We start from the raw sequence: 25,275 nt of genomic DNA, 5'->3' as shown, positions 1-25,275 counted from the left end.
AGCGAAAAGCCCCTCACCAACATGAGGGGCGTTGAATCCGTACGTGAATCAGATCAGTCAGTTCGCGGCGTCGAAATATGCTTTGCGAACGTTGGCCGGGACGCGACCACGGTCGTTGACCTCGTACCCGTTTTCCTTGGCCCAGGCACGGATCTTGGCCGTGTCCTCACCACCCGGCTTGGCCTTGCGGGCACCCGCCATGCTCTTGACGCGGCCCATGCGGCGACCGGCCTTGAGAAAAGGTCCCAGGGCTTCCAGCAGCCTGTCATAGCTGTCAGAGCTGAGGTCGATTTCGTATGCCAAACTATCGATAGCGAAGGTGTGAGTGGATGCGTCCCGGGTCTCTTCGCCAGTGAGGTCATCCGTGTAGATAGTGATGATTCTCTGAGCCATGGTGCGCAGTCTCTAGGGGCTGCTGCGGACACCGAAGCAGCACATGGGAAAGCTCCCCGACACAGCGGCGCGATGTCCTACAAGGACCCGCCGCCCCGGCCCGCGGGGAGGGCTGCGCTCTTGGAGGGGCGACTGTAGAGCTCCGCTCGTCCCCATGCGACCACGGACGTCATCCGGGGGCCGCCCGGCGCGGGCACTGCGCGATCCGGCTGTGGTTGGCCCGGCGAGAGTGGGAGACCCTTGATGGGCTCGCGCACCGTTCTGGGACCGTCCTGGATGGACATAGCGGCCTGACCAGCGAAGTTTTTTGCCCAGATGGAGATGGCAACCCATCATGTACTGATGAGATTGAGATCCGAAGTGCTGGCGTTTGTCGCTGATGGCCCATTGCCTGACTGGGACGCGAGCGAAGAAGAGATCGGAAGGCGGGTCCGGCAACTCGAGGCCATCGTGGCACCCGTCACGGACGAAGAGGCCCGGGCCCTGGTCTCCTGCTTCGGCCCGGACGACTGCTTCGGCGTCGCCGGGTCGCTGCTGCACCTCATCGAGACCGCCCCGAACCCCGTCCTGACCGCCGATCTGGGTCCCGGTGCCAACGAATGGGCTCAGCGACTCTATGCTCGCGCCGTGTGCGGAGGACTTATCCCGGGCGCTTGACCAGGTGGGGGAGCGGTTACGGTCGCGCACGCCGCCCCCGCCAAGAGACGGCCGGGTTCGTCGGCAGCTCGCCGACGCCGACCGGCGCCTTTCACGGTCCGGACCCGCCGGGGGACTGGGAGACGGCGGCACGGTGGGATGCGGAGCACGCCGTATACCTGGCCGAGTTGGTCCGGCGGATCGCTAAGTCGCGCCGGCAGGCGTCCGGGGTCGACTGCCACCGGCTGCCCGCGGAAGAACACCGCTGGATCTTCGTTGAACTGCTCGTGCCGCTCCTGGGCCGCGTCACGCCGCAGCCTTGGGCCTGCTCCTGCTCCAGCCGCGTCGTCAAGTCGGTCAGGCGGCGGGTGTCCGCCTCGGTGCGGGTACGGCGGCGGCCAGTTCGCCGGTGGCGCTGCGCAGCTGCTGGTCCAGGCGGCGGTGCTCGGTGGTGAGCTCGTCCAGCCGGGGGCGCAGGGCGGTGAGTTCGCCTCCCAGCCGGGTGGCGCGCTCGGTCACGGTGGCGTGCTGCTCGCTTCCAGGGGCGCGACTGTCGGCGGGACAGGGGTTGCTGGCGGACAAGGGGCCGGAGCGCAGAAGCGTCCTCAGCGAAGAGTTGCGGAGCGCAACCGTGTCGCAGCCGCTCGGCGAACGAAATTCTGATTCCGGATACGCTGCCCTTGGTCGGAATCAGAACCGACTCATGCATGCAACAACCGGTGCACGCAGGAAGCGGGCGTGCAACGACACTCGGGGAGCAGGGGGAGCGGATGACGGGGCAGATCCTTCCGGAGGCAGGGCAGGACACCGCGGCTGCGCACCGCGCTGCGCTGTTCAGCGACGCGGACGCGGCCACCGACCGCCCGTCCCGCAGCGTCCCCGCCCGCCCGCCGCTGGAGACCCTCGTCTGGCAGGCGCCCGGCGAGGGCGAGAGCGCGCGGTGAGTGGCCTGGGCCTTGTCGGACCGGCCGGTTCCAAGACGCCACGCCCGCCGGACCGCCGCCGCCCGCGAGGCGGCGACGAACAGGCCGCCTTCGACCTGCCGGTCGAATACGGCATCGCCTCCACGCACAACCCGGCCGTCGAAAACCTGGTTTCCATCTCCCGCGACCGGGCCAAGTGGGCCGTTGCGGACAGTGAGGCACGGCAACCGGGCGTCTATCTCGTCACACACTGTGGTGGCGGTCGGGGGCGCGTATGAGGGCCCGTCAACTGCCCGAGGATGCCGGGGTGGGCCACCACCGCGCTGCGGTGCCCGCCGTTCTTGGCCGCGCCTGCCGTCAGGTCGCCGGGCGCCTCGCCGCCCTGCCCGGCGTCGACCTGATCGGCGGCCGGGCCCCGACGGAGATGACCGTGGGGGATGTGCGCGCCGCGCTCGGGACCGACGCCGACGTGCTCTTCGCCGCTGGCCACAGTTGCGACTCCCGGGAGATCGACGGAACGGCCCCCGACAGCTTCCTCGGCACCGAACTGGCCGGCCTTCAGCAGCCGCTGCGCGCGCCGGTGCTGGTCGCCTACGCCTGCTCCGGCAGCAACTGCCGCTTCCGCTCGGCCCTGGCCGCGCGCCGGCCCGCCGACCTTCCGCCGTTGGCCCTGCTGGTCTGTGACGGCAACGCCTCCTATACCCACGCGCCGTTGTTCGCCCTGCTGCTTCAGGCCCTGCTCACCGACGGACCGCCGGACCTGTCGTGGTCCCGGCGGCTGCGCGCGGTCCTCGCCGCCACGCTGGCCAGCGGCGACGTCCCCAACCGGCAAGGGGAACGCTGGGGTGTCCACGCCGTGCCCGGCACCGCCCCCGCCCGCCCGCGCCCGACTCCGTACCAGGAGCCGTAGCCATGTCGACCGACCTCGTACCCGCCGCTGGGGTTGTCCCGGCTGTCCGCTGCCGCGCGGAGCCGGACGTGTGCACCGCCATCGGCATACGGATGACCACCGGCATACGGATGACTGGCGCGGCCACCGTCGGCTGGCCGACTCCCTACCGAAGAACTCCAGTGGGGCCCGGGCCATGCGCCGACGCTCCTACCACTGGTGGTGCGCCGCCTACGGCTGGGCCCTTGATGGCCCAACGCGGTGGTGTTCCTACCTCGCCGGCCCGGCCCGACCGCAGCCACCCGGTCAAGCCCATCGAAGCCCACCTGAGCACCCTGCGCGCGCTGCGCACCGTCAAGGGGATGTGGCAGTAGCAGATGTGCTGCCGCCATGGCACTCTCACCTGATATTCCCACCCCGCACAGCAAGGAGACCTTCATGTCCACCGGTCAACAACAAAAATCGATACTGATCCCCGCCGTCGTCGCCGCGCCCGTCGTGACGCTGCTCGCTATTGTCAATGTGACCATGACCGGGGCCGCGCAGATCGGCCTCATGGCGGTTCTGTTCGCCGCTTTGCTGGTCTGCGTGGGCTTCGTCGCCGCGGGTATCGCACGGAGCCGTCATGAGTGACGAAGCCGCCGTCAGCTTTCGCGGCGTCATCGGCCGCAATATTGGTACAACCAGTAATAGAACCTGTGTCATAACCCTGCCTGGAAACTGTTGGTGACCTCCTTCCCGCGCAATCGTTGAGGTGACGGGCGCGACCAGCACCGCTGACGGTGCAGTCGTGCCCGTTGACGTATTCCGAGGCGATATGACACAGCTACTAACCGGCCTCGGGATACATCGGTACCGTCGGCGCTGAGAACGAACATGGCCGGGTAGCACACCAGCCGAAGGGATCCGCTGGGGATCGCGGAAGAATGCAAGTTGCCTGGGAAGCTCAGGAATCGGCGCGTCAGCAAAAAACGCGGACCTTGAACATTAGCGACCACAACAACGCTCCGTACCGGCCTGCCGTCCCGGCACCCGCTGACCCGCCGGACGACTACCTCCTCACACTCGCCGGAAATCTCTGGGCCGCCCTGGCCCGTGGCCGCGTTCGCCCCAGGCCCGGATGCCCGGAACCGATGCACGCCGACCCTGCCCACACGCAGCGAATCACACGAACCGTAGGGGAAAACCGGACCCCAGGCATGGACCCGACCCGATCAAAGTCTCATGACACGCGATCAAGGTTCCCCGTTGTCACAGGGCACCGGCCGCCGAGTCGTGGTGCGAGGCGTCCCTGCCGCAGTGCGTCGGCACGGAGAGCGAAATCATCGAGGCGGTGTTCATCGCGAACGGGTACACCGCAGGCTCAGACCCTCTACCCGGACGGTGGACCCGTACTGCGTGGAAGAGCGCCGTGTCCGCCGGGGCCCGGTGTTCCGATGGGACCGGGCCCGCTCTTAAACTCCGCTCTACCATCTGTTTTAAGCGATATGATCTTCTTGGTTAGCCCAAAGACGACATGGGAGTCGTGCCGACGGCGGTTGTGTGAAGGAGTTCTCTGAAGAGGGCTGTCGATGTCGTCCGAACGCATCGAGAGGTGCGTCACCGACGCCGGGGCAACCGGGGACAAGTGATCGTGCCCCCCCACTTCCCTCACTACCAGGAGATCCATGAACAAGCGCCTTTCCCTGCTCGCCGCCTGCCTCACGATCACCGCTCTGGGCGTCTCGGCGTGTGGTGGGTCCGGCGATGGCCGTGCAAGTGCCTCGGCGGCTCCCTCCGCGACCACGTCCGCCGCAAACGCTCCCGCAGGAAGACCGTCTTCCAGCCCGGCACAGGGACATGAGCTGACCAAGGTGCAGGAGGCGTTCTTCCTCAGGACGATCCGAGACTACGTACCGGAGTTGGCGGGCATCGAGCCCGACGCACTTGTCAAGCACGCCAACGCGCTGTGTACCGCACGCGGCCAGGCTCTCAAGGAGCAGCTCCAGAAGACCCGGGAAGAGCTGAAGCTGGACAAGAACCAGATGACCAAGCTCACGGCTCAGGCCCTCATCCGCTGTCGGCCGGAGTTGGCGCGCTGAGGAACTTGCCGAATCCGTCGTCTTCTTCAGCGGGCGGCCGGGCAGTCAGGCGGCGTTGAGCCTGGGCCTTTCTGAGGGAAGGGCGTGACAGGCGCCGAGGGGGCAGGTGCCCCGACGGGGGCTTTGACGTAGCCGTTCCTACTCTCGGGTGGTATGGAAGCGTCAGTAGGCGCCGAAGTCACCGTTGCTGTGTGACGGCGCGGAGCTTGAGGACGGTTCGATGCCGGCCGGGCTCCAGCGGGTGCCCGATGTCGAGCCGGTCAGCTATCAGGTGCAGCACGTGCCCTTAAGCCTTACGGCGGGTGACACGACCGGAAGTGTCGACCGTGAACGGCACCTCGGCCCCAGCTGTTCTTCTACGATCGTGCGACGAGGAACCCCAGGGGGTGGCCGATGGCCGAGCACGCTGCAAGCATCAACCAGTCGGAACCGAGCATCGCCCGTGTCTACGACTACCTGCTCGGCGGTAAGGATAATTATGCTGCCGACCGAGAGATCGGCGACTTCTTCATCAAGGACCTGCCCGGTTCGCAGGCGATCGCATCCGCCAACCGTCAGGCCCTGATCCGCGCAGTGGGCGCCATGGCAGGCGACGGCATCCGTCAGTTCGTGGACATGGGCAGTGGCCTGCCCACCGCCGACAATGTGCACCAGGTCGCCCGGCGTCATTCTGCTGCTGCGCGTGTCGCCTACGTCGACAACGATCCGATCGTCCTCGCTCACGGCCGGGCGCTGCTGGCAACCGACGACCGCACCACCGTGATCCAGGCGGACCTGCGCGAGCCGGAAGACATCTACGGCAACCCTGACGTGGCAAACCTGATCAACTTCGACGAGCCGGTCGGTGTCATCTTCAGCGCCATCCTGCATCACCTCAACGACGACGAACGGCCCGCCGAACTCGTGCGCTGGTGGGTGGACCGGGTCCCGTCGCGCAGCCAGGTCTACATCTCGCACTTCCGCCGCGGTGACGACGAGGCAACACAGGTCGCGGAACAGAAGCTGCAGGCCAGTTTCGGCCGGGGCCGCTGGCGCACCGACGAGGAGATCACCCAACTGTTCGGTGGCCTTGAGCTGCTCGAACCGGGGCTGGTGAATTGCTCACTGTGGCGTTCGGAACGCGCACCGGCCGGTGATGTCGGCACGGCCGAAGCAGATAGGCTCGAACTGACGGTATGGGAGCAGATGATCTCTTGCGCGCTGGCCCGTAAGTCGTAACCGACGGGCATCCGGCGCAACCGGGCGAGGAAAGCAGTTGCGGAGCAACTCACTGCCGTCTTGAAGTCGTCGGGCGACGCCTTGAGCCGGATCAGTCGGTGATCGATTGTCGGCACCCAGCCGCGCTCACCGACTGGCGGCCAGCACTGCCGCGAGGCCCTCCTGCAGATCTTTGACGAAATACTCGGGAACCTCCAGCGACGGGAAATGCCCCCCATTTTCGGGTTCCCTCCATCGGACGATCCGCCGGTACCGCTCCTGTGCCCAGGGGCGCGGACACTTCTCGATGTCGCGAGGGTACATAGTGATCGCTGACGGGACGTCGACCCGGAGTTCGGGGGCGAGCGAGTTGTGGCTTTCGTAGTAGATGCGGGCCGCCGATGCGCCGGTCCGCGTCAGCCAATACAGGGTGACGTCGTCAAGAATGCGGTCCCTGGAAATCGTCTCGAAGGGGCTGTCTTCGGTGTCTGACCACTCGGCGAACTTGTCGAGGATCCAGGCGAGAAGCCCGACCGGTGAGTCGACGAGCGCGTAGCCGATGGTCTGCGGCCGGGTCGCCTGCTGCTTCGCGTACGCCGCGCGGTGGCGCCAGAAATCGCGGGTTTCCTCGGCCCATTCGCGCTCGGCCGCCGTCAGCCCGTCCGCCGCCAACCCGGGCGGTCCCTCCGCGAACGTTGTGTGGATGCCAAGAACGTGCGCAGGGAACCTGCCGCCGAGAACGGTGGTGATATTACCTCCCCAGTCGCCGCCGTGGGCCGCGAACTTGCTGTAGCCGAGCCTTCCCATCAGTTCCACCCACGCGGCCGCGATCTTTTCGGTTCCCCACCCGGTGGTGGTCGGCTTGTCGCTGTAACCGAAGCCCGGTAGCGACGGCACCACGACGTGGAACGCCGGAGTGTCCGCGTCTTTCGGATCAGCCAACTCGTCCACTACATCGATGAACTCGGCGATGCTGCCCGGCCAGCCGTGCGTCAAGATCAGAGGAGTGGCATCTGAGCGCGCGGATCGGCGGTGCAGGAAGTGGATTCCCAGATCATCGATGGTCGTGCGGAACTGACCGATCCGGTTGAGGCGCGCTTCGAACGACCGCCAGTCGTACCCGGTACGCCAGTAGTTCACGACATCGACGAGGTCGGCGAGAGGGACGCCCTGTTCCCATCGGGGAGAGCCGGGCGCGGCGCGATGGACCGTCTCGGCCTCCGGTAACCGCGCCGCGGCCAGTCGCGTGCGCAGATCGTCGAGGTCGGCGTCGGTAGCGCGGGCTTCACATGCTTGCACGTCGCTGGTCGGGCGGGGCATGAGGCCTCCTGGCCATCGAGGAACCGGCTAAGGCGGTTCTAGCAGTCCTCCAAACCGAGTTGCAACCCCCTAAGGTGGTTCCATGCGCGCTGGATTCCCTGACTTCCGCCTCGGCAACGTGCTGGCGACCAGCTTCACGGGGACTCTGTCGGAACGTCATGGCAACGCTGTGGAGCGCATTCCCACGCCGCGCCGACTCGTCGACTGGCTGGCAGTGAACGACCTCGCCGTGGACTCCTGCACCGCTGCCCAACTCGACCTCGCCCGGGAACTGAGGGAGTCGATTCACGCCGCCGCGACAGCGGCCGCAATCCAGGACGCTCTTCCTGCATCTGCTGTGCAAGTCATCAATGACTGCAGCGCTCAGGGCCGGGCCGCGGCGATCCTGACACCCGAGGGTATGCGGCGGTGGCGGCTCAGTTCGGCGTCCTGCGTGGAAGATGCCCTCAGTGTGATCGCCGCCGATGCGATCAGCATCATCGCAGGCGAACGGGACGGAAAATTGGCCTTGTGCGCGTCACCGACCTGCCAAGCCGCCTTCTTCGACACCAGTCAAAGTCGCACCCGGAAATGGTGCGACATGAATACATGCGGAAATCGTCAGAAGAAGGCGCGCTTCCGAGCCAACCAGCGCAAAAACCCAAGATCAGTGGAGTGATCGCTACCGGGCACATCCAAGTGGGCCCCACGCCTGCGACACATCTGTCGCGTTGGGCGCACCCCAACAGCGCTGCTAGGAGCCGTCCGCCGCCTCCGAGCAACGATCTCAATCAGTACGCCCACGCTTACTGACCAGCGACGTTCATCGGCTCTTCGCAGTCGGGGGTTGGCGGGGTAAGCGTGGAAGGTCTTCCAGGGGAGCTCTTCCTGTGACGGTTTCTGCCCGGTCAGCTGCTGGCCGGGGCGGCGGCTCGCCGCTCAGCGAGGTGGTGGTGCGCCGCCGCCTGGCAGGATGATCCGCATGAACGAAGAAGCGGATGGGCTGCTGGACGATCCGGCGCGGCTGCTGGGCACCGACCGGGCAGCGGTGCGGGCGTACACCTCCGCCGGTGACGGCGCGGACAGCGTCGGGCGAGAGGTGTTTCAGCAGGCCGAGGCGCTGTTCGGTGGGCAGGAGGTGCCGCGTGCCGAGTTCGCGTCCTGGTTGCACTTCGCCGCGAAGGTGCTCGGACACGACGCGTACGCCGAGCAGGTGGCGGCGGCCGCGCAGGGAATGCCGTGGCGGGCGATCTGGGTGTGGTGGCGTCCGGTGGGACGCTGCATGGCGCACCCGAACCTCAGCGAAAGCAACGAGGCGCTGCGTCACATACACGAGGGCCGCGAGGTGCTGGAGGTGAAGGGGCATTGGGAAGACACCTGGCTCGATCTGGAGACCGGCAGCTCGATACCGGCCCCCGCCAAGGGCACCACGGCCCCGGCCGGCCGCTCGTATCTGCGTGATGAGTCTGTGGAGTACCTGGACGAGTGGGAGCTGTACGCCCCGCACAGCTGGGGGACCGCAGCCCCGATGCCCGGCAGGGACGGCCGGATGCGCTACCTGGTGGAGGATGCCCACGGCCTGGCACTGCTCGACGCCGACCCGGCTGTCCTGCGCGGCTGGCCGCGCGGAGGGATGGACCATGCTTCGGCGGAGGACGGCAGCCCCGGGAAGGTACCGCTTGCCACATCCGCGGAGGGGCCGCTCACTGCCCTGCGCATCGCTGAGGCGTTCGCGCCCTACGCAGTTCAGCGCATACCGGCCGGCGAGCTGCCCGCCGCACTCGAACACAAGGCGAGCCGCGCCCATTTGACCGATATTGGCCTGCCGGTGTGGTGGTCTTGTGGAGCGATCACGTTCGAGCCGCGGCCCGCCGAGGAAATGACAGTGCTGAGCCACGGGGCGCTACAGGGAATCCGGCTGCCGGAAGGGCTACAGGCCGACGACCTGCTGGCGCTCGGTACCTGCGAGAGCGGCGACATCTACCTGCACCGCCGCGAAGGCACCGTGCACATCCACGCGTCAGCCCATGACCTGGGCACCCCGGACGATGTCATGGTCGAACTCGCGCCCGGCCTCGACCTCTTCACCCGCTGCCTGGAGGGGGTACGCCGGTACGCGAACGCCTGCTGGTACCCGTATCCTGACGAGCCCGACATGGGCCAGATGCTCGTCATGGAGATGGACGACCACGCTCCGGGCCTGTTCGATCCCGACACCCACAGCGGCATGCTTTGGGAACACATCTTCGCCGGTATCACGGCTATCGGCCCCGACGGGTACTGAATCCGGCTCAGCGGTGCACCGCGTTCGGCAGGGCGAAGGTCCTGACGTATTGGCGCCGGAAATCGGTCTCGACCGGGATGTGCTGGATGCGACGCTGGTGGCGGGCTACCGCTTGTTGTCGGCGAAGCAGACCACGAACGACTCGGTGCCGACCTGGGTGAGGGAGCCCGTCGCGCCCCTGACATCCGCGCACTCAAGCGTGCCGGAAACCCCGCCCTTGATGGTCTTGAGCACCTTGTAATCGGCGTGGCTGTCCGTGCAGCCGAGCTTGTTGACCTCAGGGTCCTTCGTGGTCCCCGTGTTCTGGAAACACTCGCCCGCCTGCAACGTTGCGGCCTCGTCCGATGCGTCTTCCGGCAGGAAGACCGCAGCCGCTACCACGCCGACGACAATCAAAATGAGGCCCAGTAGCACCAGTCGGCCGCGCGTGCGGTTGGCGGGCGTCACCGAGGCGTCCGGGGCAGGCAGAGACGGAAGGGCGGACACGGGTGGCGGTACCTCCGGTAAGACAAGGGCGAACAGCTTCGGGTGACCCTAGCAACACATCGAATTGACGGCAGGACGCGACTGGTCGCCTTCTCGGAGCGGTGGTCAGGATTGGGCGTGGGGCCGACCATCAGAATCCGTGGCCGATGTGGTCGAGGACCATTTCCAGAGGTGCGACGGCTAGGCCGTTTCGTTTGGATCATCTGATCGTTGGTCTGGGCGTGCCGTTGACTGACACGCAGTGGGCGCGGATCGAGCCGTTGTTGCCAGACCGGACGCCGCAGCGGGGTGGCCGGTGGCGGGATCACCGCGAGGTGATCGACGCGATCGCCTGGAAGTTCCAGACCGGATCGCAGTGGGTCCACCTGCCCGAGAAGTACAGAACTGTAGGGGCGTCTACAACAGGCTGCGGATGTGGGCGATCGACGGCACCTGGGAGCGGGTGTTCACCGCGCTCATCGCACAGGCCGACGCCGAGGAAGACCTCAGCTGGGCCGTCTCGGTCGACTCCACTGTCGTGCGCGCTCACCAGCACGCAGTCGGGGCCCGCAAAAGGGGGCCCCGGCCGGCGAGCCCGATGACAATGCCATCGGCCGGTCCCGCGGCGGACTGACCACGAAGATCCACCTCGCCTCCGACGCCCACTGCCGACCGCTGGCCTTCGTGCTCACCGCCGGACAGGCGGGTGACGCACCCGCCTTCGCTCACGTCATGGCCCGCCTCCGCGTGCCTCGGCAGTGAGGACGTCCCCGTACCAGGCCGGACGTGGTCCTAGCCGACAAGGCGTACTCCTCCCGCGCAATCCGCGCACCTGCGCAAGCGCGGAATCCGGGCGGTCATCCCCACTCCGGCCGATCAACGCGGCCACCGGCTGCGGCGCGGCAGCCGAGGTGGCAGACCACCCGCCTTCGACCGCGAGGCATACCAGCAGCGCAACACCGTCGAACGCTGCATCAACCGCCTGAAGCAGTGGCGGGGCATCGCCACCCGCTACGAGAAGACCGCAACCATCTTCCTGGCCGGACGCTACGTCGCCGGCATCTTTCTTTGGTCTGCCAGGCCAACGGCTCAGGAGCAGGAGCAAACCGCATCGTCCCAGGCACCAGGGCTGCAGTAGTGGTTCTTGTGCCCCGCGGCAAGTACGTGGCGCAGTGCGGCAAGGTGCTGGGTGTTCGTGGGAAGATCCAGCCGGCCGAGGAGGGCCAGTGCGGCGGCCGGCTCCAGGTCGCCGTAGACGTCGTGGAAGCTCGCCAGGATGCCGCGGAAGACGGCCGAGTGCAGGGCGGGAAGCCGCATGGCGGTGCGGTATGTCAGCTCCTTCACCGTCCAGCGCACCGGTCCCGAGCACTCCAGAACCCGACGGGCTCGGCGGAGCAGGGCTTCCGATCGCTCGGCCACCACCCGGTCGATGTCGTTACCGAGAACCTCGGCGAAGGCCGTCGCGGAAGTGGCGTGGTCCTCGAACCAGTCCACCCACAGCGAGTAGGTGACGGCTTCGGCGTCCCGGTCCGCCTCCAGCCGCCGACGGTAGCCGTCCCACAGCGCGTCGGCCGGCAAAGGGCCCTCCGCACCCTCGTTCGCGAACCGGATCTCGCACGTGACCCAGTACTCGTCGAGGAGGTCCAGCAGCCCGCAAGCCAACCGCACCTGGTCGGCTGCATCCAGGTCTTCGGCGAACACATCACCGGCCCAGGAGTGCGCCACCTGGTTGGCAGTGAGCAACGCGTCCGGTTCCTCGTCGCTCACCCACCCGTCGCGCACCCGGCTGACACCCTGATCAGCCAGCCAACGCCGTGCTGCTTCCTCGGCTTGCATCTCCACTCGGGAAGTATGACAAGCCTCGCAAGATCCGAACGAAACGGCCTAGGTCGCCGAGCCGGCCGGATCCGGCCCGCCCTGGTGGTGACGTCGGGTAGGGAGGCTGTCCGATTGCCTTGGTCACAGCGGTGAAATGCGAGTGCATCCCGGTAGGGGCCCCGGCAGCGTGCGATCGTGGTTGCTTCCTTGGGCGTTCCGCTGGATGCTCCGCGCTTGTTTGCGGGCGAAAGATTTGAGCCCGCTCCTGAGAGTTCGGCGATCTGTCTCTCCTCTGGGAGGCGCCGAGCGGCGATTACCTTCCATTGATCACGACCGTGCCGTCGGCGTATCCGCGGGAAGCGGACGAAGCCTTCGCGCGGCGGTAGGGGGCGGGCGACTTCCGACAGCGGGTGCCCGTTTGTCATTGTGCGGGTTGAGGACGGCCGGCCAATCGGAGCGTTCGGCTGTGGCTGAGAAACCTGAACGAGGGGCCGTGCGTCCCTGGGGTATTGGGTGGCCGGGTCGGCTCGTGGCCAGGGTGTTGCTGCGGAAGCCCCTCGATCTGTCGCTGCCTGGGCCGATGGCGACCTTCGGATTCCCGGTCTTGAGCTGTAGGTCGAGCCGTGGAACGCCGCGTCCCAGCGGGCGGCTGAGCGTGCGGACTTCCAGCGTGCGGGTATGCACCGCAGTTGGCAGCAGTAGGCGAGGAGCGTCGGGACGTTTTCATGTATTCGATGCTGGGTGGCGGTTTGCCCTCGCTGTCCGTCGGCTGACTTCGACGGCGAAGGTACGCATCCCAGTCGCCCACGGAGAGACGTCGCCGGGCGACGAGCATCGCTGGAATGCCGCATGCCAATTCCTGCACGACGGCACCCTCATGCCCGAAGACCGACTCACCGCATCCTGGTGCTGCGTGGCGGGCCTCCGGCCTTCCGCGAGCGCTCGCTGTGTCCGGAGGTAGCTGGCCGACCTCGCGGTCACAGCCACGGCAGGGACACCATCCGCCGAGGCCGCCGCCGCGTAGCGCGCCCGTACCGTACCGGCCGGCCCACAGCGCCGAGGACGACAGCGGGCGAAATCAGCTGCCGTTGTGCGAGCGGTGGCCGTGGAGCACGGTAGTGGGGGGCCTGGCACAGCCAGTGGCCACCGTCGGTGGTCCAGCCAAGGAAGCGCCGGGCACGGCCCCGGTCCGTGGTGCCGTCGGCGTCGAAGGCACCCCCGTCGGCCAGGCACTGCAGCCCCGCGAGCGCGGGCGCGAGCCGGGAACCGACGCGCCCAGGGCGGCGGGCCGTCTCCGCCGCCAGCTCGCCGATGATCCCGCCGCTGCTCGGCCGGGGTGCACAGCGACAGGTAGAAGACCATCTGCCGCCATACGTACGCCGCGTCCTTGACCGTGGCCAGCGGGCGCGGGTTGCCGTGCACCCGGGCCGTCAGCCGGCACACCGCGGCGAAGCACCGGCGTGCCAGGTCCGGCCATCCCGGCTCGGGGGCGATGCCCACCCGGTGCACCAGCGTGGCCAGATTGTGGCTGGTCAGGATCTGTGACTGTTCGATCACCGCGCCATTTGCCGCCACCGACCACGACTGCCAGGGGCCGGACGTTCCGGCCCGCTCGGCGCACAGCCGCGCGAACCCGGGGGAGGTCCGCGCCGTGTACCCGGCCGCGTACCCGCGGGACGGTGCCCCGCCCGCTTCGGTGATCGCGAGGTCGCGCACGGCCGCGTAGTCGATGCCGTAGTACCGCTCGTACAGCGTGCCGCCGAGCAGATCGCCGGCGACCTGCGCCGCCGCGAGGAACTTCGGGGTGAAGGTGCCCATGAAGATGTCCGCGGCCAGCTCCTCGACCAGGAGGGGCGCGTCCAGTTCGGCCTGGCGGGCGAGCACACCGAGCTCGCGGACGAGGTGGTTGGGCAGGATGGTGCCTGGGAAGCTCTGCACCGCCAGCTCGCCCAGCTGCCGCAGCGCGGTGTGCGCCGGCGGGCGGGCCGCCGCGTGGCCGCGCTGGTTTGCCACCGCCCGCACCCAGGGCAGCTCTTCGACCCGCACCTGCCGCCGCAAGTTGACCAGCAGCAGCGAACGGCGGTTGCGAAAGGCCCGGTAGGTCGCGGCCATCAGCGTGCGCAGCGCCCCGTCCTCGTACGCCTGCGCCGTGGTGGCCGCGACGAGCTGCGGTACCAGATCGGCCAGCACCTCGGCCGACGGCACCACGCCCCGCGCCACCAGCGTGCCGACCGGCGCGCTGAGCGCGGTCTCGACACTCCGCCGGATCGTCGCGGGGACCGGTGCCCCGGCGGGCAGCCCGCTCTCCCGCGCCTCGTCCTCGGACACCGGAGCGACGAGCGGGTCGATGTCGGCCGCCCCGGCATCCTGCGGGAGCCCGGACAGCCGGCGCAGCACCAGCTGGGCCAGGGCGTGGTGGGACGGCAGCGCCGCCTGCGCCGCCTGCTCCCGGCGCAGCGCGGTGTGCCGCTCCGATCCGGGCGTGCCGCGCCGCCGCACCATGGCCGCCACGGCATGGCGCAGCAGACCGAGGCGCCGCGCGTCCAGCGGGCGCCCGGCGACCATCTCCTCCAGCGCGCCGCGCAGGATGCCCAGATTCTCCTTGGGGCTGCGGTGCTTGCCGCAGCGGGTGTGGGCTGCGGCAAGCACCCGGTAGCGCTCCAGCAGGGCCGCGCCGCGCTCGTACCAGCCGGCACCCGGGGCCCGGTCGAGCACGCGGCCCGTCCCGGCGGTCTCAAGCCAGTGCGCGAGCAGTTCGTCGCCGAACGGCTGCCAGACCGTGAGCGCTTCCCGCTGCGCCTCGACCGCTTCGTGCGGCCGCCGCCGTGCCAGGGCACGGCCGGCCTCGGCGACCGTACGCCGGTGTACGGCGGTGGCGTCCGGCGCCGGCCCCTTGGCGGGCCGGGGGAGGAACCGCAGCGTGTCCGCGAACGGCCACAGCTCGTCGAGCAGGGCGAACGCGCCCGCCACGTCCCCGGAGCGCACCAGCCACGCCACGGTGAGCAGCGCGGCCTCCTCGGGCACGGTGACGTCGTACCGGCCGCTGTCCAGCAGCGCGTACAACCAGGCCAGGCCGGGCTCGGTGAGGCAGTGGCCGAACAGGGCCCGGCGCTCCTCCGGCAGCCCGGCCTCGCGCGCGGCTTCCTTCTCGTACGGCTGGAGGGGGCCGCCGGCGGCGGGCGCGCCCGTGGCGAAACCGCCGCGCACCACGTTCAGGGTGACCCAGGCGGGAAGCCTGGCCACCGGTGTGCGCGAGCCGGCCGTCGGTCATGCCGGCGAGCACGTCCTCCCAGTGCTGGACTCGCTCTGCGGCGCGGCGGCGGGTCGCAGCGTCCTCATGGATCAGCGCGGTCATGAAGGCTGTGGCCAACTGGTTTGCCGCGTAGGACGGGACCACGGTGGGTTGCTGCTGGTCAGCGTGGTTGTTCATGAGCCGACGTGGCAGGTTCTGCCCCTGCGCCCTCCGGGTCTGGAGCCCGGCGCTCTGCTGCTGAGCTACACGTCGTTGGCCGGAGACTAAATCACCGCTGATCGGCCGTACAAATGCATTGTCGACACCGTGCGGGCCGCCAGCTCTTCCGGACCATGGGGCCGTGAGCGGTTGGCCGGGATGTCCCGGGGCCGGACAGATACGTGACGCTTTTGTGCAGCTCGGAGCCCATCCGGGTAGGGACGTGTTCCGGCGGGCCAGGGGAGGGGGGACGGAGCGGGTAGGGGAGCGAGGAGGCGGTGTGGTGCGGTGTGGTGCGGCGCGAACGGCCTGGCCGTTTGGTGGGCGGCCGCGGACTTGACGCCGCTACATCCCTGCCGGGCGGGCCGGGCTCTCGGGCGGCACGCGACCTTCCACAGGTCTGCCGCCGAGCTGTATCGCGACTGCGAGCCCGACGTCCCAGCTTCCCCGCGTAACTGGCAGCTACTGTGTCGGCATCGTGCCTACCCGAGCAGTTTCATCGTCCACTCTCGCTGTTCGGCGGTGTCGGGAACGGTGAGCCCGCGGGCTTTCTCGATCTGGTTCCAGGCGGTGTTGGGGGTGACTCTGTTGAGGATGAGGAGGGCGGCTGCGAGGAGGGAGGAGCGTCCGATGCCGGCTCGGCAGTGGGTGACGATGTGGGCGCCGTCGTTTAGGGCTTCGGCGAGGTTGCGCAGAGTGGGCAAGACCGTGGTGCGGTCGGGGACGGCGCGGTCGGGGATGGGTATTGCGACGAATTGCAGCCCGGCTGCTGTGGCTTTTCGGGGTTCGTTGGCGAGGCCGAGTTCGTCGCGTTCGGGTCCGGTGAGTGCGCAGACCAGGATGTCGACGCCGCAGTTCTTGAGTGCGGTCATCTCGTCGTCGAGCCAGTCATGACCGCGGGGTCTGGCCATGGTGCTCAGTCGTCCCGGGCCGGGAAGCCCGATGGTGAAGAGGGCAGGGCGCATATCAGCAACACTTTCGGTTCGGTGAATTCAGGTGATGAATGGGCAGTCAGCAGCAGAGGCTGACCATGTGAGGCACGGAATGCGCTTGGGAACAGGCCCACCGGGCGGGTCGCCCGGGAGAGGGGCCGGGGACAGCCTGGCCGTCATCGCCGGCAGCGCGATCCTCCGTGTAAGCAGCATGCTCCATGCTGCCGGTGGCCACCCTCATCCTGGGCCGCCAGAACACCAACGACTCGGAAGGCGTTCACGCGGCTGCGCTCCGGTCGCTTGGTTGGCAGACCTTGTCTCTTACGCAAGAAGGCTCAGCGACGAGGCCGAGGCCGTTGCCGGTAACGCCGAGACCGTTTCCGGTAACTGGCAGGACCGATCACTCAACCGCTGCCTCGAAGCGCTCAGCGCTTGGCCCATCCGATGTGGTGAGCCAGGAAGAGCCGTACCTGCTGCAGGCCGTGGTCGTCCCGGCGTAGGGGATCCGCTGTATCAACCCTGCATGTCCGATAGCTGCCAGCACCACGCACTCTCCACTGGAAGGGTTCTTGGCGTGCTGGACTTCGAACGCTGCTGGCGTGCCTTGCTGAGCCGGGACACGCGTTTCGACGGGCTGTTCTATTCCGCCGTGGTCACCACCGGTATCTACTGCCGCCCCAGCTGCCCTGGCTGCCCGAAGCGGAAAATGTCACGCTTCTATCGAAGCGCGGCCGCTGCCCAGGACGTCGGCTACCGCGCGTGCAAGCGATGCAACCCCGACGCCAGCCCCGGCTCGCCCGAATGGAACCTGCGCGCCGATGTCGTGGGGCGCGCCATGCGACTGATCGCCGACGGCGTCTGCGACCGTGAAGGCGTTGCCGGGCTGGCCACGCAACTGGGCTACACCACACGTCACGTGCACCGCTTGTTGTCCGCCGAGGTCGGTGTGGGGCCGCAGGCCCTGGCCCGTGCGCAGCGGGCCTAGACCGCCCGGATCCTGCTGGAGACGACCAGCCTGCGCATCACCGATGTGGCGATGGCCGCCGGCTTCACCAGTATCCGGCGGTTCAACGACACCATGGCGGCCGTCTTCAACCGCACCCCCACCGCCTTACGGGAGATGGCCGACTCGCCTGCCGAGCATGCTGCCGGGACCATCGTGGTACGCGTGTCGGTCCGCGAGCCCTTCGACAGTCAGACCCTGTTGCGGTTCTTCGCCGCCCACGCGGTGCCAGGCATCGAAGAGATCGACGGTGCCATCTACCGCCGGAGCTTGCAACTGCCGCACGGGACGGGAGCGGTTGCGCTGACTGCACGCACCGGCTATGTCGAAGGGGTGCGGCTCGTTCTGCGTGAGGTAGTCCGCAGGTCGGCAGGTAGGCATCCATGGCCGACGAAACAGGTCGAGCGGTCATTCGGCGACTCGGCGGGGACTCTTTTCCGTAGAGCTTGGATGTAGGGCATGATCGCGAACATGAGCGAACGGGGACTGAACCTGCTCTCACGGCTGTGGGGCGAGCACATGCGCGCGTCATTCCCGCCACACATGCGCCGTCGAGAGATCGAAGGTGAAGACATGGTGTTGCTGGACACGGAGATCGCTGGCTGTGTCTCCTCGTCGCTGTCGGGGCCCCTCGATGAAAGGCGCCACCAGGTCCTTCTCGGGTGCCTCGCGGCCGTTGAGAAGGTCCTGCCGTTGATCGATGATGAGGGCGGCGCGATCGAGTACTACGAGCGCTTGCGGGAGATGGCCGCATTGGCTGCCGAAATCGGGAACGCTGATGCTCGGTAGCGTCAAGCGGTGGTTCTCAGGCGGTGAGAGCGTATCGGCGCTGGTCAGCTGGATAGAGACGCTGATGTTCGGCGGCGAGATGATACGCCCAGTAGGAGCCGAGATCGCCGTTGCTGATGAGAGCGCGGAGCTTGAGAACCGCTTCGGCGGTGCCGCCGGCTGGACCTGGATGCCGACCCGCTGGCCGTCACGGAGCTGTGATGGTGGTCGTGGCTCCAGGCCGCCGCACCGGTGCGCAGCGTGACCGGCTGGGGGCTGCCGAGGTCGAACGCTTCAAGTACCGCGTCCTGGTCGGCGGTCGGCACCGCGTACCAGGATCCGCACAGGTGCATGCTGTCCGGGACCTCGGCCAGCATTTTGATCTTCGTCAGTCGGCGCCAGGCGTCCTGGTCCTTGGAGTCGAGACCGTCGGGCCCTGCGATGGCCGCGAGGGCCTCGAGCGCGCCGGCTCGCACTCTGCGGCCGGGTGCCGGCAGGCGGCGCACGCGTTGCAGGCCGGGCACCCCTGGGGTGCCGATCGCCTGGAATACCCGGACCGCTCGCTGCCGGACCTCGGGTTCCGGGGCTCCCAGCAACGGGGTCAGCCGGTCGATGAACCTCAGTGCCGCCTCGCCGTGGCTCTGGAGTGCGAAGAGAGCGTTGCTCCGAACCCACGGGTGCGCATTCCAGCAGTGGCTCGTAGGCCCCTGGATCGTCCACCTCCAGTCGTCCCAGCGCCCACGCGGCTCTTCTCGCGGCTTCGGGTGAGTCCGCCGCCGCTGCTGCTGCTCGTGCCAGGGGCCCAAGAGCCGGTTCCCCGATCCGGCATAGCACATCCGCAGGGACCGTCCACGCAACGGGCGACTGCTCGTCGCAGAGCACGTCCAGCACCGTCCCGACGACGGCAGCTCCTTGTTCCACGAGAGCATCACGCGCCGCCGTAGTGTGCTCCCAGGAACCGGAGAGCGATACGGCCAACAGCCCTTTGTCCATGGCGGGCACCCTAATCGGGCGCACTGACAAGGCGTCGCGGCTCAAGGGCCTCAACTCGCTGACGCTGAAGCGCGTCTGGATGCCCGGAGGGATTGGAAGACGGACATGGCTTTTCTGCAGAATCACGAGGCCGACGTGACGGTGGTTGCTGTCCGGCCTTGGGGATTGGAGGTCGAGTCGCGGGAGGGAACCCGAGGGTTGATCGACAACACCAAGGACCCGGAGTGGCCTTCGGGCGACCGATCCGACATCGTCGGCAGAAGGCTCCATGTTGTCGTGCTCGACGACCGGCGTGATCCGGTAAGGCTCAGTGCGCTCGACGTAGATCTCAAGATTGCCCGCGGGCTGAGAGGGGTGGCGGAAGGCTGATCCCTGGCCGCTCGTGACGGGCCACTCTGCCGGAAGAGGCTCACTGGGGTGACGCCCGGTGGGCCTCGTTTGGTTAGGCACAGGGAAGTTGAAGATGATTGCAACGGCCCGCCGGGGGAGGGGAGGCGGCCACCGTCCCGTCATGTTGATCACCGCTTGGCTGAGGTGGGGTCCAGCGTGAAGAGCCCCTCAACCGGTCGTCGCAGTCCTGGCAACGACGCTCCCGTATCCGTTCGACGACCTCGAACATGCCACCAGGTCATAGCTCCCCGGCCACTCAGGAACCCGGATGGCGAACAATCACTCAGCTTGTCCTACCATTCTAGCGCGGGCCTACGCCGGTCATTCGTAGCATCGGTGAGTCCGAAGGCTCTGGGTATAGCAGTGAGCTTGTAGCCGTCTGATGGCTGAAAAGACTTGGCCGACCGGAGTCCGTGACGGTCACAACCGCTCATTGGGATACGCGGCTTGATCGCTGTGTAGGAAAACGCCAGCAAGGCCGCCCGCGGGGCCGCAGAACGAAGAGCTGACGGAGACGGCCATGTTCAGGATCTGGGCCGGGGGAGACATCGGCAAGGAGCATCACCACTGCGTGGTGCTCGACACCCGGGGTGAACGGCGGCTGTCGCGCCGTGTCGGCAACGACGAGCCCGAGCTGCTGGAGCTCATCCGAGAGGTGCTCGTCCTCGCCGACCAGGGCGAGGCGCTGTGGGCGATGGCCACCGACCTGCGGCGGCCCTGGGAGAAGCCGACCGAGCCGAACAAGCTGACACCAACGCGCGTCCGCAGGGGGTTCAGAACCTGCACGCGAATACCGGCTCTCCGGCTGGTGCGCCGAAACCGTCTCAGCCCGGTCCGGGCCGGCCATCCGGCTCGAAGAACCGCTGTCCGGCACCCCGTCATGATGTGGGCCGGGTCCTCGCCACTGGTGAGGCCTAAAGCCGTCCAGCCCACCACCAAAAGGGAACGAAGCCCAGACGCGTCAGTCAGGACTGACGCGGCAATGCAGCAGACGGATCTCGTCCGTCCAGCACATCAACCCACGTGACTACAGACCGAGACGGATCAACACCCAGCAGGAACACCGTCTCCTGTTCACGCTCCAGCTCGATGACCCACGGCGATGGCGTCCCCTCTGGAGCGGTCAGCACGTAGTTGCGGCAGATCCCGTGAAAGGGAAGGCTCGAGATCGAGTCCGCGATCGGGTCTCCCGGATGTGAGTCCCGCAGCAGGGCAACTACCTCGCCAACAAGATCAGGGCAGACATCAGCCAGGCGCAACGGGCTCTTCTCGGGACTCTTGCGGGACTCCATGCCCCGAAGCATGTCAGGCCCCCCAGCCCACCGGCTCGACCGAAGCGGCAATGTGCACGTTAAACGACTTCCTAATAGCGGACGTCAAGCCGCAGCCGCGGTCGGAGGGCGGAGTTCGCAGGAGGTGTGGTCGCGGATCGTGGCCCAGAGGACGTTGAGGCGCCGGCGGGCCAGGGCCAGCACGGCCTGGATGTGGCTTTTGCCTTCGTCGCCCGTCTCGGCGACGCGCAGAGCGCATCAAGCGTAGGCCGACCTGAAACTGTTCCAAGGATCACTCCGCCCCCAGAGAGAACACGCGGAGCGGACGCACACCGGTAGGCCATCCGGCTCACCCCCGCTTAAGCCGAGTACACGGTCGGTGCCGACATCGGCCGCGGCCCACCTCCGCTTACGCGGAGAGCGCCTCGCGACGTGTGGTGCCAGAGCAGTTTTGCCGTGTCAGGATGTGAGGACCGGCGGTGCAGGGGTGCAACGTCGGCAGTCCTGCTCTTGAACCAGGTCAAGCGCGCACTCGTTTTGCTCCGTCCCTGCTGTCCGCTCACGTACTGCGGATCAGCGTCGTCAGTCGCCGGGTGGAAATCGTCAGGTGGCGCTTCCCCTGAGGGGAACGCTTCCAGCCAGTGACTTCGCCACAGGCGTGGGGTATGCGGGCTGTGGATCAAGTTGCGAGACGCGGTATGCCGCCACCTGGATGCGGCTGTCCCCGGTCCGCGCCAAGGTCAGTCTCCCCAACGGCTACTGCGGAGCCCCTATCCAGACCGACTGCGAGTACGCCAACCCCTGCCTGGACTGCCACTTCATCACCACCGGCGACTTCCTCGACCAGCACCGACGCCAACGTGAGGAGACCCGCAAGCTCATCGACGATGCCGAGAAAGCCGGGCTGTCGCGCATCGTCGAGAAGAACACCCGCATGCTCGGCAAACTCGACACCACCATCGACGCCCTGGTACAGGCCGGACCGCAGCAGATCGTGGCCGGTGGGAAGGTGACCGATCTCGATGCCACCGGCTGACAACGCCCGATTGCTCGTCGAAGCATCGAAGACGCGCAGCCGGCAGGCACGCGAGCGCGCCGAAGAAACCATCAAGGCAGCAGCCCGCCGCAGCGAACGACCCACCGTGGTCGGCAACGCGAACGCGGCCGGTGTCTCCGGGTCCTGGCTATACACGCAGACCGACCTCATCACCGCGATCAACCAGCTCCAGCAACAAGCCCCGGCACCACACCGCAGCCCGCGGCACGCGGCCAGCGGTACCTCTCTGCAACGCAGGCTGGAGACCGCGCTCGAACGCAATCGGCAGCTTCGCGACCAGGTCGCCGACCTCACCCAGAAGCTGGAGATCGCCCACGGCGAGATCCGTCGCCTCCGCGCACTGTCGGGCACTCCGGCGGGTGGTGCGAGCGGCTCGGGGTTAAACCCCGGCAAATCCGACGACAGCCCTATGCGGTGCGGAGTCTGCACCGGCATCCCTCTACGCTGCTGATAATGACGCAGAGCCCTGTTGAACTGGTGATCTTCGACTGTGACGGCGTGCTGGTGGACAGCGAGAAGATATGCGTCAAAGTCGACGCGATGGTCATGGCTGACCTGGGGTGCGCGTTCACCGAAGCTGAGATCATCGAGCGGTTCGTGGGCTCGTCCGCCGAGGTCTACACCGCAGCCGTCGAGAAACGACTCGGACGGCGCCTGGAAAAGGGCTGGCAGCAGAAGTACGAGCATCTGTATGAGGCGGCCTTCGAGGCCGAGCTGACCGCTGTCGACGGCGTCGCAGAGGTCCTGAAAAGTCTCACCATAGGCGTCTGTGTCGCCTCGAACGGTGATCACGCCGGCATCCGACGAAGCCTGGAGATCGCCGACCTGACGGATCACTTTGAGAACCGCATCTTCAGTGCGGCTGACGTCCGCCGAGGCAAGCCCGCACCCGACCTCTTCCAGCACGCTGCACGTTCCATGGGAGTACAACCCGAGCGGTGCGCGGTGATCGAAGACAGTGCATACGGGGTGCAGGCGGCTCGCGCCGCTGGCATGCGGGCCTTCGGCTACTGCGGCGGCCTGACCCCGGCCTCGCGGCTGGAAGGACCAGGCACCGTCGTATTCGACGACATGCGCAACCTGCCCGAACTGCTGGCCACCGCCGCCTAAGCCCGCACAGCTCCTGGTCCAGAGCCGCTGAAACGACATGTCCTTCTCGCGAAGCAGCACGTCAGACCAGTCCTTGTTACTGAGAGATCGACATAACCTCGAAGTGCACGACGCCGTTGCACAATAGGCTCCAGCCCTGTTCCGGGTGGTGGGCCACCAGGTGGGCGGCGTCCCGGTCGGCGGCGTAGGCCGTTGGGCAGGGCGGCTGGTGCTGGCACATGAGCAGTCCTTTCACGACGCGTCGGTGGCCGCTACATCAGGCTGTGCCGGTTGGGGTCCATGCAGCGGCCCTTAAAAGTGCCGCAGCCGATGCAGCCCTCGCCCTTCGGCTGATCCTGGTCGTCCTGGCCGCTGGTGTTCTGCTCGCTCATCGCGTTCCTCGGTGTGCTGGGGTACGGGAAGCGGCTTCCGCTTGGTGGGCAGGGTGTGATCTCTCCGGCGCACCGAGCGGTCGTCTCAGGCGGCCTCGCCGGGTCGGGCGGTGCCGGGCGGGCCGGAACTGTCGGTGTCCTCGTCGAGGAGGCCGTGCTGCTCGCAGATGCGCATCGCGTCGATGCGGTCGTCGGCCCCAGCTTGCTGAGCAGCTGCGCCATCCGGATTTTGACCTGGTCGTACCAGTCCGGGCCATCCCATCCCTCGGGCAGCCGCTCGTACTCGGCATCCGCATCCGGCGGCCCGTCCAGCAGCTCCGACTGCTCGGTCAGCGGATCACTGGGCCACCCCCGATAGGCGTTGACCGTCGAGACGTACACGTACTGCTCCGCCACGGCCTGCAGAACCCGAGCGCCGGCCAGGACATCGTGCGGCGGCAACGCCGAAGACGACGTGTCCACCACCACGTCCCACGGCCAGTACGACGCCAGAGCCGACAGGTTCTCCGGATCCGTCCGGTCACCGTGCACCGCCCGCACTCCCGGCACGTCTGGGCCCGAGCGCCCGCGGTTGAAGGTGCTCACCTCCCACCCGCGCCGCAGCGCCTCCTCGGCAACAGCCCGGCCCAGAAACCACGTCCCGCCCATGATGAGAATGCGCATGGACAGATCGTGCCCTCCAAGAGCCGGACCCCGCCATCTTCGGCGCACGCTCCACACTGCTCCGTACGGTCCTTCGCAGATAGCATCCGCAGCATGCACCCGGTGCTTTGCCGCAGCTCCCGTCTCGAACTGTGCGAACTGACCACGTACGTGATCCCCCAAGACGAACGGCTAGACCGCATTCGCACCCAGTAGACGGGCACCCTCCACCCACTTTGCAGCACTCACAGGAAACGCTTCCCCGTGACCGCACCCCGCGACGTCCAGCGCCACCGCCGGATCATCGACGTCCACCTCCTGCTGACCCGCGACAGCCAGGTCCTGCTCAGCCTGCGCCAAGGCGGCTATGCCTCCGGGCAATGGCAGGTCCCCTCCGGCCACCTCGAAGCAGGTGAACCCACCGACCACGGCACCGTTCGCGAAGGATGGGAAGAGATCGGCGTACGCGTCGACCCGGACCACCTCGAACTCGCCCACGTCATCGACCACCGCGCCCCCGGAGAAGACCCCCGCTTCGGCATCTTCTACCGCGCCCACTCGTGGGACGGCGAACCGTACAACGCCGAGCCGGATAAATGCGGCGGCCTGTCCCGGTTTCCCCTCAGCGACATTCCTGTCGAGATCGTGTCTTACCATGCGGCCGTCCTGCGTCACATCTCTGCCGGACGCACCAGCAGCAAATACGGCTGGGGACCGGAGGAAGCCTGACCATTCAGCGGGCGCGATACACGGAACGCTGAACGATGGTTGGCGCCGAGGCGGACACACTTGCCCAATTACGGTTAGCTATGCATCGCTTTGTCGTTCTGTGGGTATCTTGACGGATGCGAAGCCATGGAAACCGCCGGGAGGTAGCACATGTCCAGCCCAGGGGCTGACTCGCCGCAACACCGCATCTTCGCGATGCTGGACGTGGACGGTGATGGCGCCATCACCCATGCGGAATACCTCGGAAGGGTCGACCGTGTGGCCTCGGCCATGGACCGCGCCGCTGACCACCCGGTGGTCGTCGGCGCGCGGGCTGCCCACGAGGCGGTCTTCGGCGACATGGACGCCGACCACGACGGCCGCGTGACCTTCGAGGAATACCGCACATGGGTGGGGCACGAGGCGTTCGAACGCTCCTGCCGGCCCGCGCTGGGGTCCTTGTTCGACATCGCCGACACCGATGCCGATGGGCGTCTTAGACGTCATTTCATTTGGAGTCGTCGATGGCAGATGAGGGTTGAGGCGATGGCGGTGAAGGCGAGGAAGTGTTCGGGCTTGCGTTCGTAGCGGCGG

25 protein-coding genes, 1 tRNA gene and 8 pseudogenes are annotated in these 25,275 nt (G+C 67.6%); 21 read left to right on the top strand and 13 right to left on the bottom strand.

Annotation, left to right across the window (positions count from 1 at the left end; all coding sequences use genetic code 11):
- Positions 1-57: 57 nt before the first annotated feature.
- Positions 58-393: a histone-like nucleoid-structuring protein Lsr2 gene (locus tag ADK86_RS27370; protein WP_053699017.1), complete on the bottom strand. Its 336-nt coding sequence runs from the start codon at positions 391-393 to the stop codon at positions 58-60.
- A 342-nt stretch (positions 394-735) separates the two neighbouring features.
- Between ADK86_RS27370 and ADK86_RS27365 the strand changes: the two genes are divergently transcribed.
- A complete protein-coding gene (locus tag ADK86_RS27365; protein WP_234346056.1) occupies positions 736-1,050 on the top strand; it encodes a hypothetical protein in 315 nt (104 codons plus the stop codon).
- Positions 1,051-1,386: 336 nt separating this feature from the next.
- Here ADK86_RS27365 and ADK86_RS43375 read toward each other — a convergent pair whose 3' ends face one another.
- Positions 1,387-1,548: a hypothetical protein gene (locus ADK86_RS43375; protein WP_159393980.1), complete on the bottom strand. Its 162-nt coding sequence runs from the start codon at positions 1,546-1,548 to the stop codon at positions 1,387-1,389.
- A gap of 251 nt (positions 1,549-1,799) precedes the next feature.
- On the opposite strand from ADK86_RS43375, the gene ADK86_RS43370 reads away from it, so the two are divergent.
- From ADK86_RS43370 to ADK86_RS27345, 6 genes are all read left to right on the top strand, one after another.
- The gene (locus tag ADK86_RS43370; RefSeq protein ID WP_159393979.1) at positions 1,800-1,973 is read left to right on the top strand and encodes a hypothetical protein; all 174 of its coding nucleotides are present in this window, start codon (positions 1,800-1,802) and stop codon (positions 1,971-1,973) included.
- 253 nt (positions 1,974-2,226) lie between these two features.
- Positions 2,227-2,862, top strand: a complete 636-nt coding sequence (locus tag ADK86_RS27360) for a hypothetical protein (protein ID WP_159393978.1) — start codon at positions 2,227-2,229, stop codon at positions 2,860-2,862.
- A 224-nt stretch (positions 2,863-3,086) separates the two neighbouring features.
- Positions 3,087-3,215 (top strand): hypothetical protein, encoded by a 129-nt coding sequence (locus ADK86_RS45275; RefSeq protein WP_267888811.1) that lies wholly within the window; start codon positions 3,087-3,089, stop codon positions 3,213-3,215.
- A gap of 64 nt (positions 3,216-3,279) precedes the next feature.
- The gene (locus ADK86_RS27355) at positions 3,280-3,474 is read left to right on the top strand and encodes a hypothetical protein (RefSeq protein ID WP_053699014.1); all 195 of its coding nucleotides are present in this window, start codon (positions 3,280-3,282) and stop codon (positions 3,472-3,474) included.
- A 1,034-nt stretch (positions 3,475-4,508) separates the two neighbouring features.
- Positions 4,509-4,922 (top strand): hypothetical protein, encoded by a 414-nt coding sequence (locus tag ADK86_RS43365; protein ID WP_159393977.1) that lies wholly within the window; start codon positions 4,509-4,511, stop codon positions 4,920-4,922.
- Between the two features lie 393 nt (positions 4,923-5,315).
- Positions 5,316-6,140: an SAM-dependent methyltransferase gene (locus ADK86_RS27345; protein ID WP_053699012.1), complete on the top strand. Its 825-nt coding sequence runs from the start codon at positions 5,316-5,318 to the stop codon at positions 6,138-6,140.
- 126 nt (positions 6,141-6,266) lie between these two features.
- Here ADK86_RS27345 and ADK86_RS27340 read toward each other — a convergent pair whose 3' ends face one another.
- Positions 6,267-7,439, bottom strand: coding sequence for an epoxide hydrolase family protein (locus tag ADK86_RS27340; RefSeq protein ID WP_053699011.1), 1,173 nt, complete (start codon positions 7,437-7,439; stop codon positions 6,267-6,269).
- 82 nt (positions 7,440-7,521) lie between these two features.
- Here ADK86_RS27340 and ADK86_RS41445 point away from each other — a divergent pair, with 82 nt between their 5' ends.
- Together ADK86_RS41445 and ADK86_RS27335 are read left to right on the top strand one after the other, a co-directional pair.
- Positions 7,522-8,097, top strand: coding sequence for a CGNR zinc finger domain-containing protein (locus tag ADK86_RS41445; protein ID WP_078952302.1), 576 nt, complete (start codon positions 7,522-7,524; stop codon positions 8,095-8,097).
- Between the two features lie 303 nt (positions 8,098-8,400).
- Positions 8,401-9,702, top strand: coding sequence for an SUKH-4 family immunity protein (locus ADK86_RS27335; protein ID WP_053699010.1), 1,302 nt, complete (start codon positions 8,401-8,403; stop codon positions 9,700-9,702).
- A gap of 105 nt (positions 9,703-9,807) precedes the next feature.
- Here ADK86_RS27335 and ADK86_RS27330 read toward each other — a convergent pair whose 3' ends face one another.
- Positions 9,808-10,149 carry an LppU/SCO3897 family protein gene (locus ADK86_RS27330; RefSeq protein ID WP_159393976.1) on the bottom strand — a complete coding sequence of 114 codons (342 nt, stop codon included), beginning with the start codon at positions 10,147-10,149 and terminating at the stop codon, positions 9,808-9,810.
- 245 nt (positions 10,150-10,394) lie between these two features.
- Here ADK86_RS27330 and ADK86_RS41440 point away from each other — a divergent pair.
- Positions 10,395-11,305 (top strand): annotated as a pseudogene (locus tag ADK86_RS41440) (IS5 family transposase).
- Here ADK86_RS41440 and ADK86_RS27320 read toward each other — a convergent pair.
- The 4 genes and pseudogenes from ADK86_RS27320 to ADK86_RS27305 form a co-directional block, all read right to left on the bottom strand.
- The gene (locus ADK86_RS27320) at positions 11,257-12,003 is read right to left on the bottom strand and encodes a hypothetical protein (RefSeq protein WP_053699008.1); all 747 of its coding nucleotides are present in this window, start codon (positions 12,001-12,003) and stop codon (positions 11,257-11,259) included. The pseudogene ADK86_RS41440 and the gene ADK86_RS27320 sit on opposite strands and share 49 nt — an antisense overlap.
- Positions 12,004-13,115: 1,112 nt before the next feature.
- Positions 13,116-15,415 (bottom strand): annotated as a pseudogene (locus tag ADK86_RS27315) (hypothetical protein); the annotation flags it as partial.
- A gap of 3 nt (positions 15,416-15,418) precedes the next feature.
- Positions 15,419-15,490: transfer RNA gene (locus ADK86_RS27310), tRNA-Trp, on the bottom strand.
- A 428-nt stretch (positions 15,491-15,918) separates the two neighbouring features.
- Entirely contained in the window at positions 15,919-16,401 is a 483-nt protein-coding gene (locus ADK86_RS27305; protein WP_053699007.1) for a protein-tyrosine phosphatase family protein, read from the bottom strand.
- A gap of 541 nt (positions 16,402-16,942) precedes the next feature.
- Between ADK86_RS27305 and ADK86_RS45460 the strand changes: the two genes are divergently transcribed.
- From ADK86_RS45460 to ADK86_RS27290, 3 genes are read left to right on the top strand one after another with little or no spacing between them, the layout of a single operon-like run.
- Positions 16,943-17,353: an Ada metal-binding domain-containing protein gene (locus ADK86_RS45460; RefSeq protein ID WP_053699006.1), complete on the top strand. Its 411-nt coding sequence runs from the start codon at positions 16,943-16,945 to the stop codon at positions 17,351-17,353.
- A gap of 51 nt (positions 17,354-17,404) precedes the next feature.
- On the top strand, positions 17,405-17,827 hold the full coding sequence (locus tag ADK86_RS45455) for an AlkA N-terminal domain-containing protein (RefSeq protein ID WP_053699005.1): 423 nt from the start codon (positions 17,405-17,407) through the stop codon (positions 17,825-17,827).
- Between the two features lie 3 nt (positions 17,828-17,830).
- Positions 17,831-18,160, top strand: coding sequence for a hypothetical protein (locus ADK86_RS27290; protein ID WP_053699004.1), 330 nt, complete (start codon positions 17,831-17,833; stop codon positions 18,158-18,160).
- A gap of 437 nt (positions 18,161-18,597) precedes the next feature.
- On the opposite strand, the pseudogene ADK86_RS45730 reads toward ADK86_RS27290, so the two are convergent.
- A pseudogene (locus ADK86_RS45730) lies at positions 18,598-18,975 on the bottom strand (HEAT repeat domain-containing protein); the annotation flags it as partial.
- Positions 18,976-19,237: 262 nt separating this feature from the next.
- On the opposite strand from ADK86_RS45730, the gene ADK86_RS27285 reads away from it, so the two are divergent.
- The 3 genes and pseudogenes from ADK86_RS27285 to ADK86_RS44810 form a co-directional block, all read left to right on the top strand.
- On the top strand, positions 19,238-19,501 hold the full coding sequence (locus ADK86_RS27285) for a hypothetical protein (protein WP_053699003.1): 264 nt from the start codon (positions 19,238-19,240) through the stop codon (positions 19,499-19,501).
- A 541-nt stretch (positions 19,502-20,042) separates the two neighbouring features.
- Positions 20,043-20,219 (top strand): annotated as a pseudogene (locus ADK86_RS43905) (IS110 family transposase); the annotation flags it as partial.
- Positions 20,217-20,440, top strand: a pseudogene (locus ADK86_RS44810) (transposase); the annotation flags it as partial. The pseudogenes ADK86_RS43905 and ADK86_RS44810, both read left to right, overlap by 3 nt.
- A 47-nt stretch (positions 20,441-20,487) precedes the next feature.
- On the opposite strand, the gene ADK86_RS43360 reads toward ADK86_RS44810, so the two are convergent.
- Both ADK86_RS43360 and ADK86_RS42575 read right to left on the bottom strand, forming a co-directional pair.
- Entirely contained in the window at positions 20,488-20,814 is a 327-nt protein-coding gene (locus ADK86_RS43360) for a hypothetical protein (protein ID WP_159393974.1), read from the bottom strand.
- 84 nt (positions 20,815-20,898) lie between these two features.
- Positions 20,899-21,021 (bottom strand): annotated as a pseudogene (locus ADK86_RS42575) (IS110 family transposase); the annotation flags it as partial.
- Positions 21,022-21,505: 484 nt separating this feature from the next.
- On the opposite strand from ADK86_RS42575, the gene ADK86_RS27275 reads away from it, so the two are divergent.
- The 3 genes from ADK86_RS27275 to ADK86_RS27265 are packed head-to-tail and all read left to right on the top strand — an operon-like array spanning position 21,506 to position 22,960.
- The gene (locus ADK86_RS27275; RefSeq protein ID WP_053699001.1) at positions 21,506-21,829 is read left to right on the top strand and encodes a hypothetical protein; all 324 of its coding nucleotides are present in this window, start codon (positions 21,506-21,508) and stop codon (positions 21,827-21,829) included.
- Positions 21,830-21,839: 10 nt separating this feature from the next.
- The gene (locus ADK86_RS27270) at positions 21,840-22,301 is read left to right on the top strand and encodes a DUF6262 family protein (protein ID WP_199834477.1); all 462 of its coding nucleotides are present in this window, start codon (positions 21,840-21,842) and stop codon (positions 22,299-22,301) included.
- A gap of 2 nt (positions 22,302-22,303) precedes the next feature.
- The gene (locus ADK86_RS27265) at positions 22,304-22,960 is read left to right on the top strand and encodes an HAD family hydrolase (RefSeq protein WP_053699000.1); all 657 of its coding nucleotides are present in this window, start codon (positions 22,304-22,306) and stop codon (positions 22,958-22,960) included.
- Positions 22,961-23,057: 97 nt separating this feature from the next.
- On the opposite strand, the pseudogene ADK86_RS44805 reads toward ADK86_RS27265, so the two are convergent.
- Positions 23,058-23,180, bottom strand: a pseudogene (locus ADK86_RS44805) (DUF5999 family protein); the annotation flags it as partial.
- A 31-nt stretch (positions 23,181-23,211) separates the two neighbouring features.
- The gene (locus tag ADK86_RS44800; protein ID WP_053698999.1) at positions 23,212-23,994 is read right to left on the bottom strand and encodes an NAD-dependent epimerase/dehydratase family protein; all 783 of its coding nucleotides are present in this window, start codon (positions 23,992-23,994) and stop codon (positions 23,212-23,214) included.
- A gap of 243 nt (positions 23,995-24,237) precedes the next feature.
- On the opposite strand from ADK86_RS44800, the gene ADK86_RS27255 reads away from it, so the two are divergent.
- Both ADK86_RS27255 and ADK86_RS45270 read left to right on the top strand, forming a co-directional pair.
- Positions 24,238-24,702, top strand: a complete 465-nt coding sequence (locus ADK86_RS27255) for an NUDIX hydrolase (RefSeq protein WP_053698998.1) — start codon at positions 24,238-24,240, stop codon at positions 24,700-24,702.
- Positions 24,703-24,852: 150 nt separating this feature from the next.
- Positions 24,853-25,086: pseudogene (locus tag ADK86_RS45270) on the top strand (EF-hand domain-containing protein); the annotation flags it as partial.
- Positions 25,087-25,275 lie beyond the last annotated feature (189 nt).

Source organism: Streptomyces sp. NRRL F-5755, assembly GCF_001279365.1.
Taxonomy (GTDB): domain Bacteria; phylum Actinomycetota; class Actinomycetes; order Streptomycetales; family Streptomycetaceae; genus Streptomyces; species Streptomyces rimosus.
This window is presented reverse-complemented; position numbering and strand designations above follow the sequence as displayed.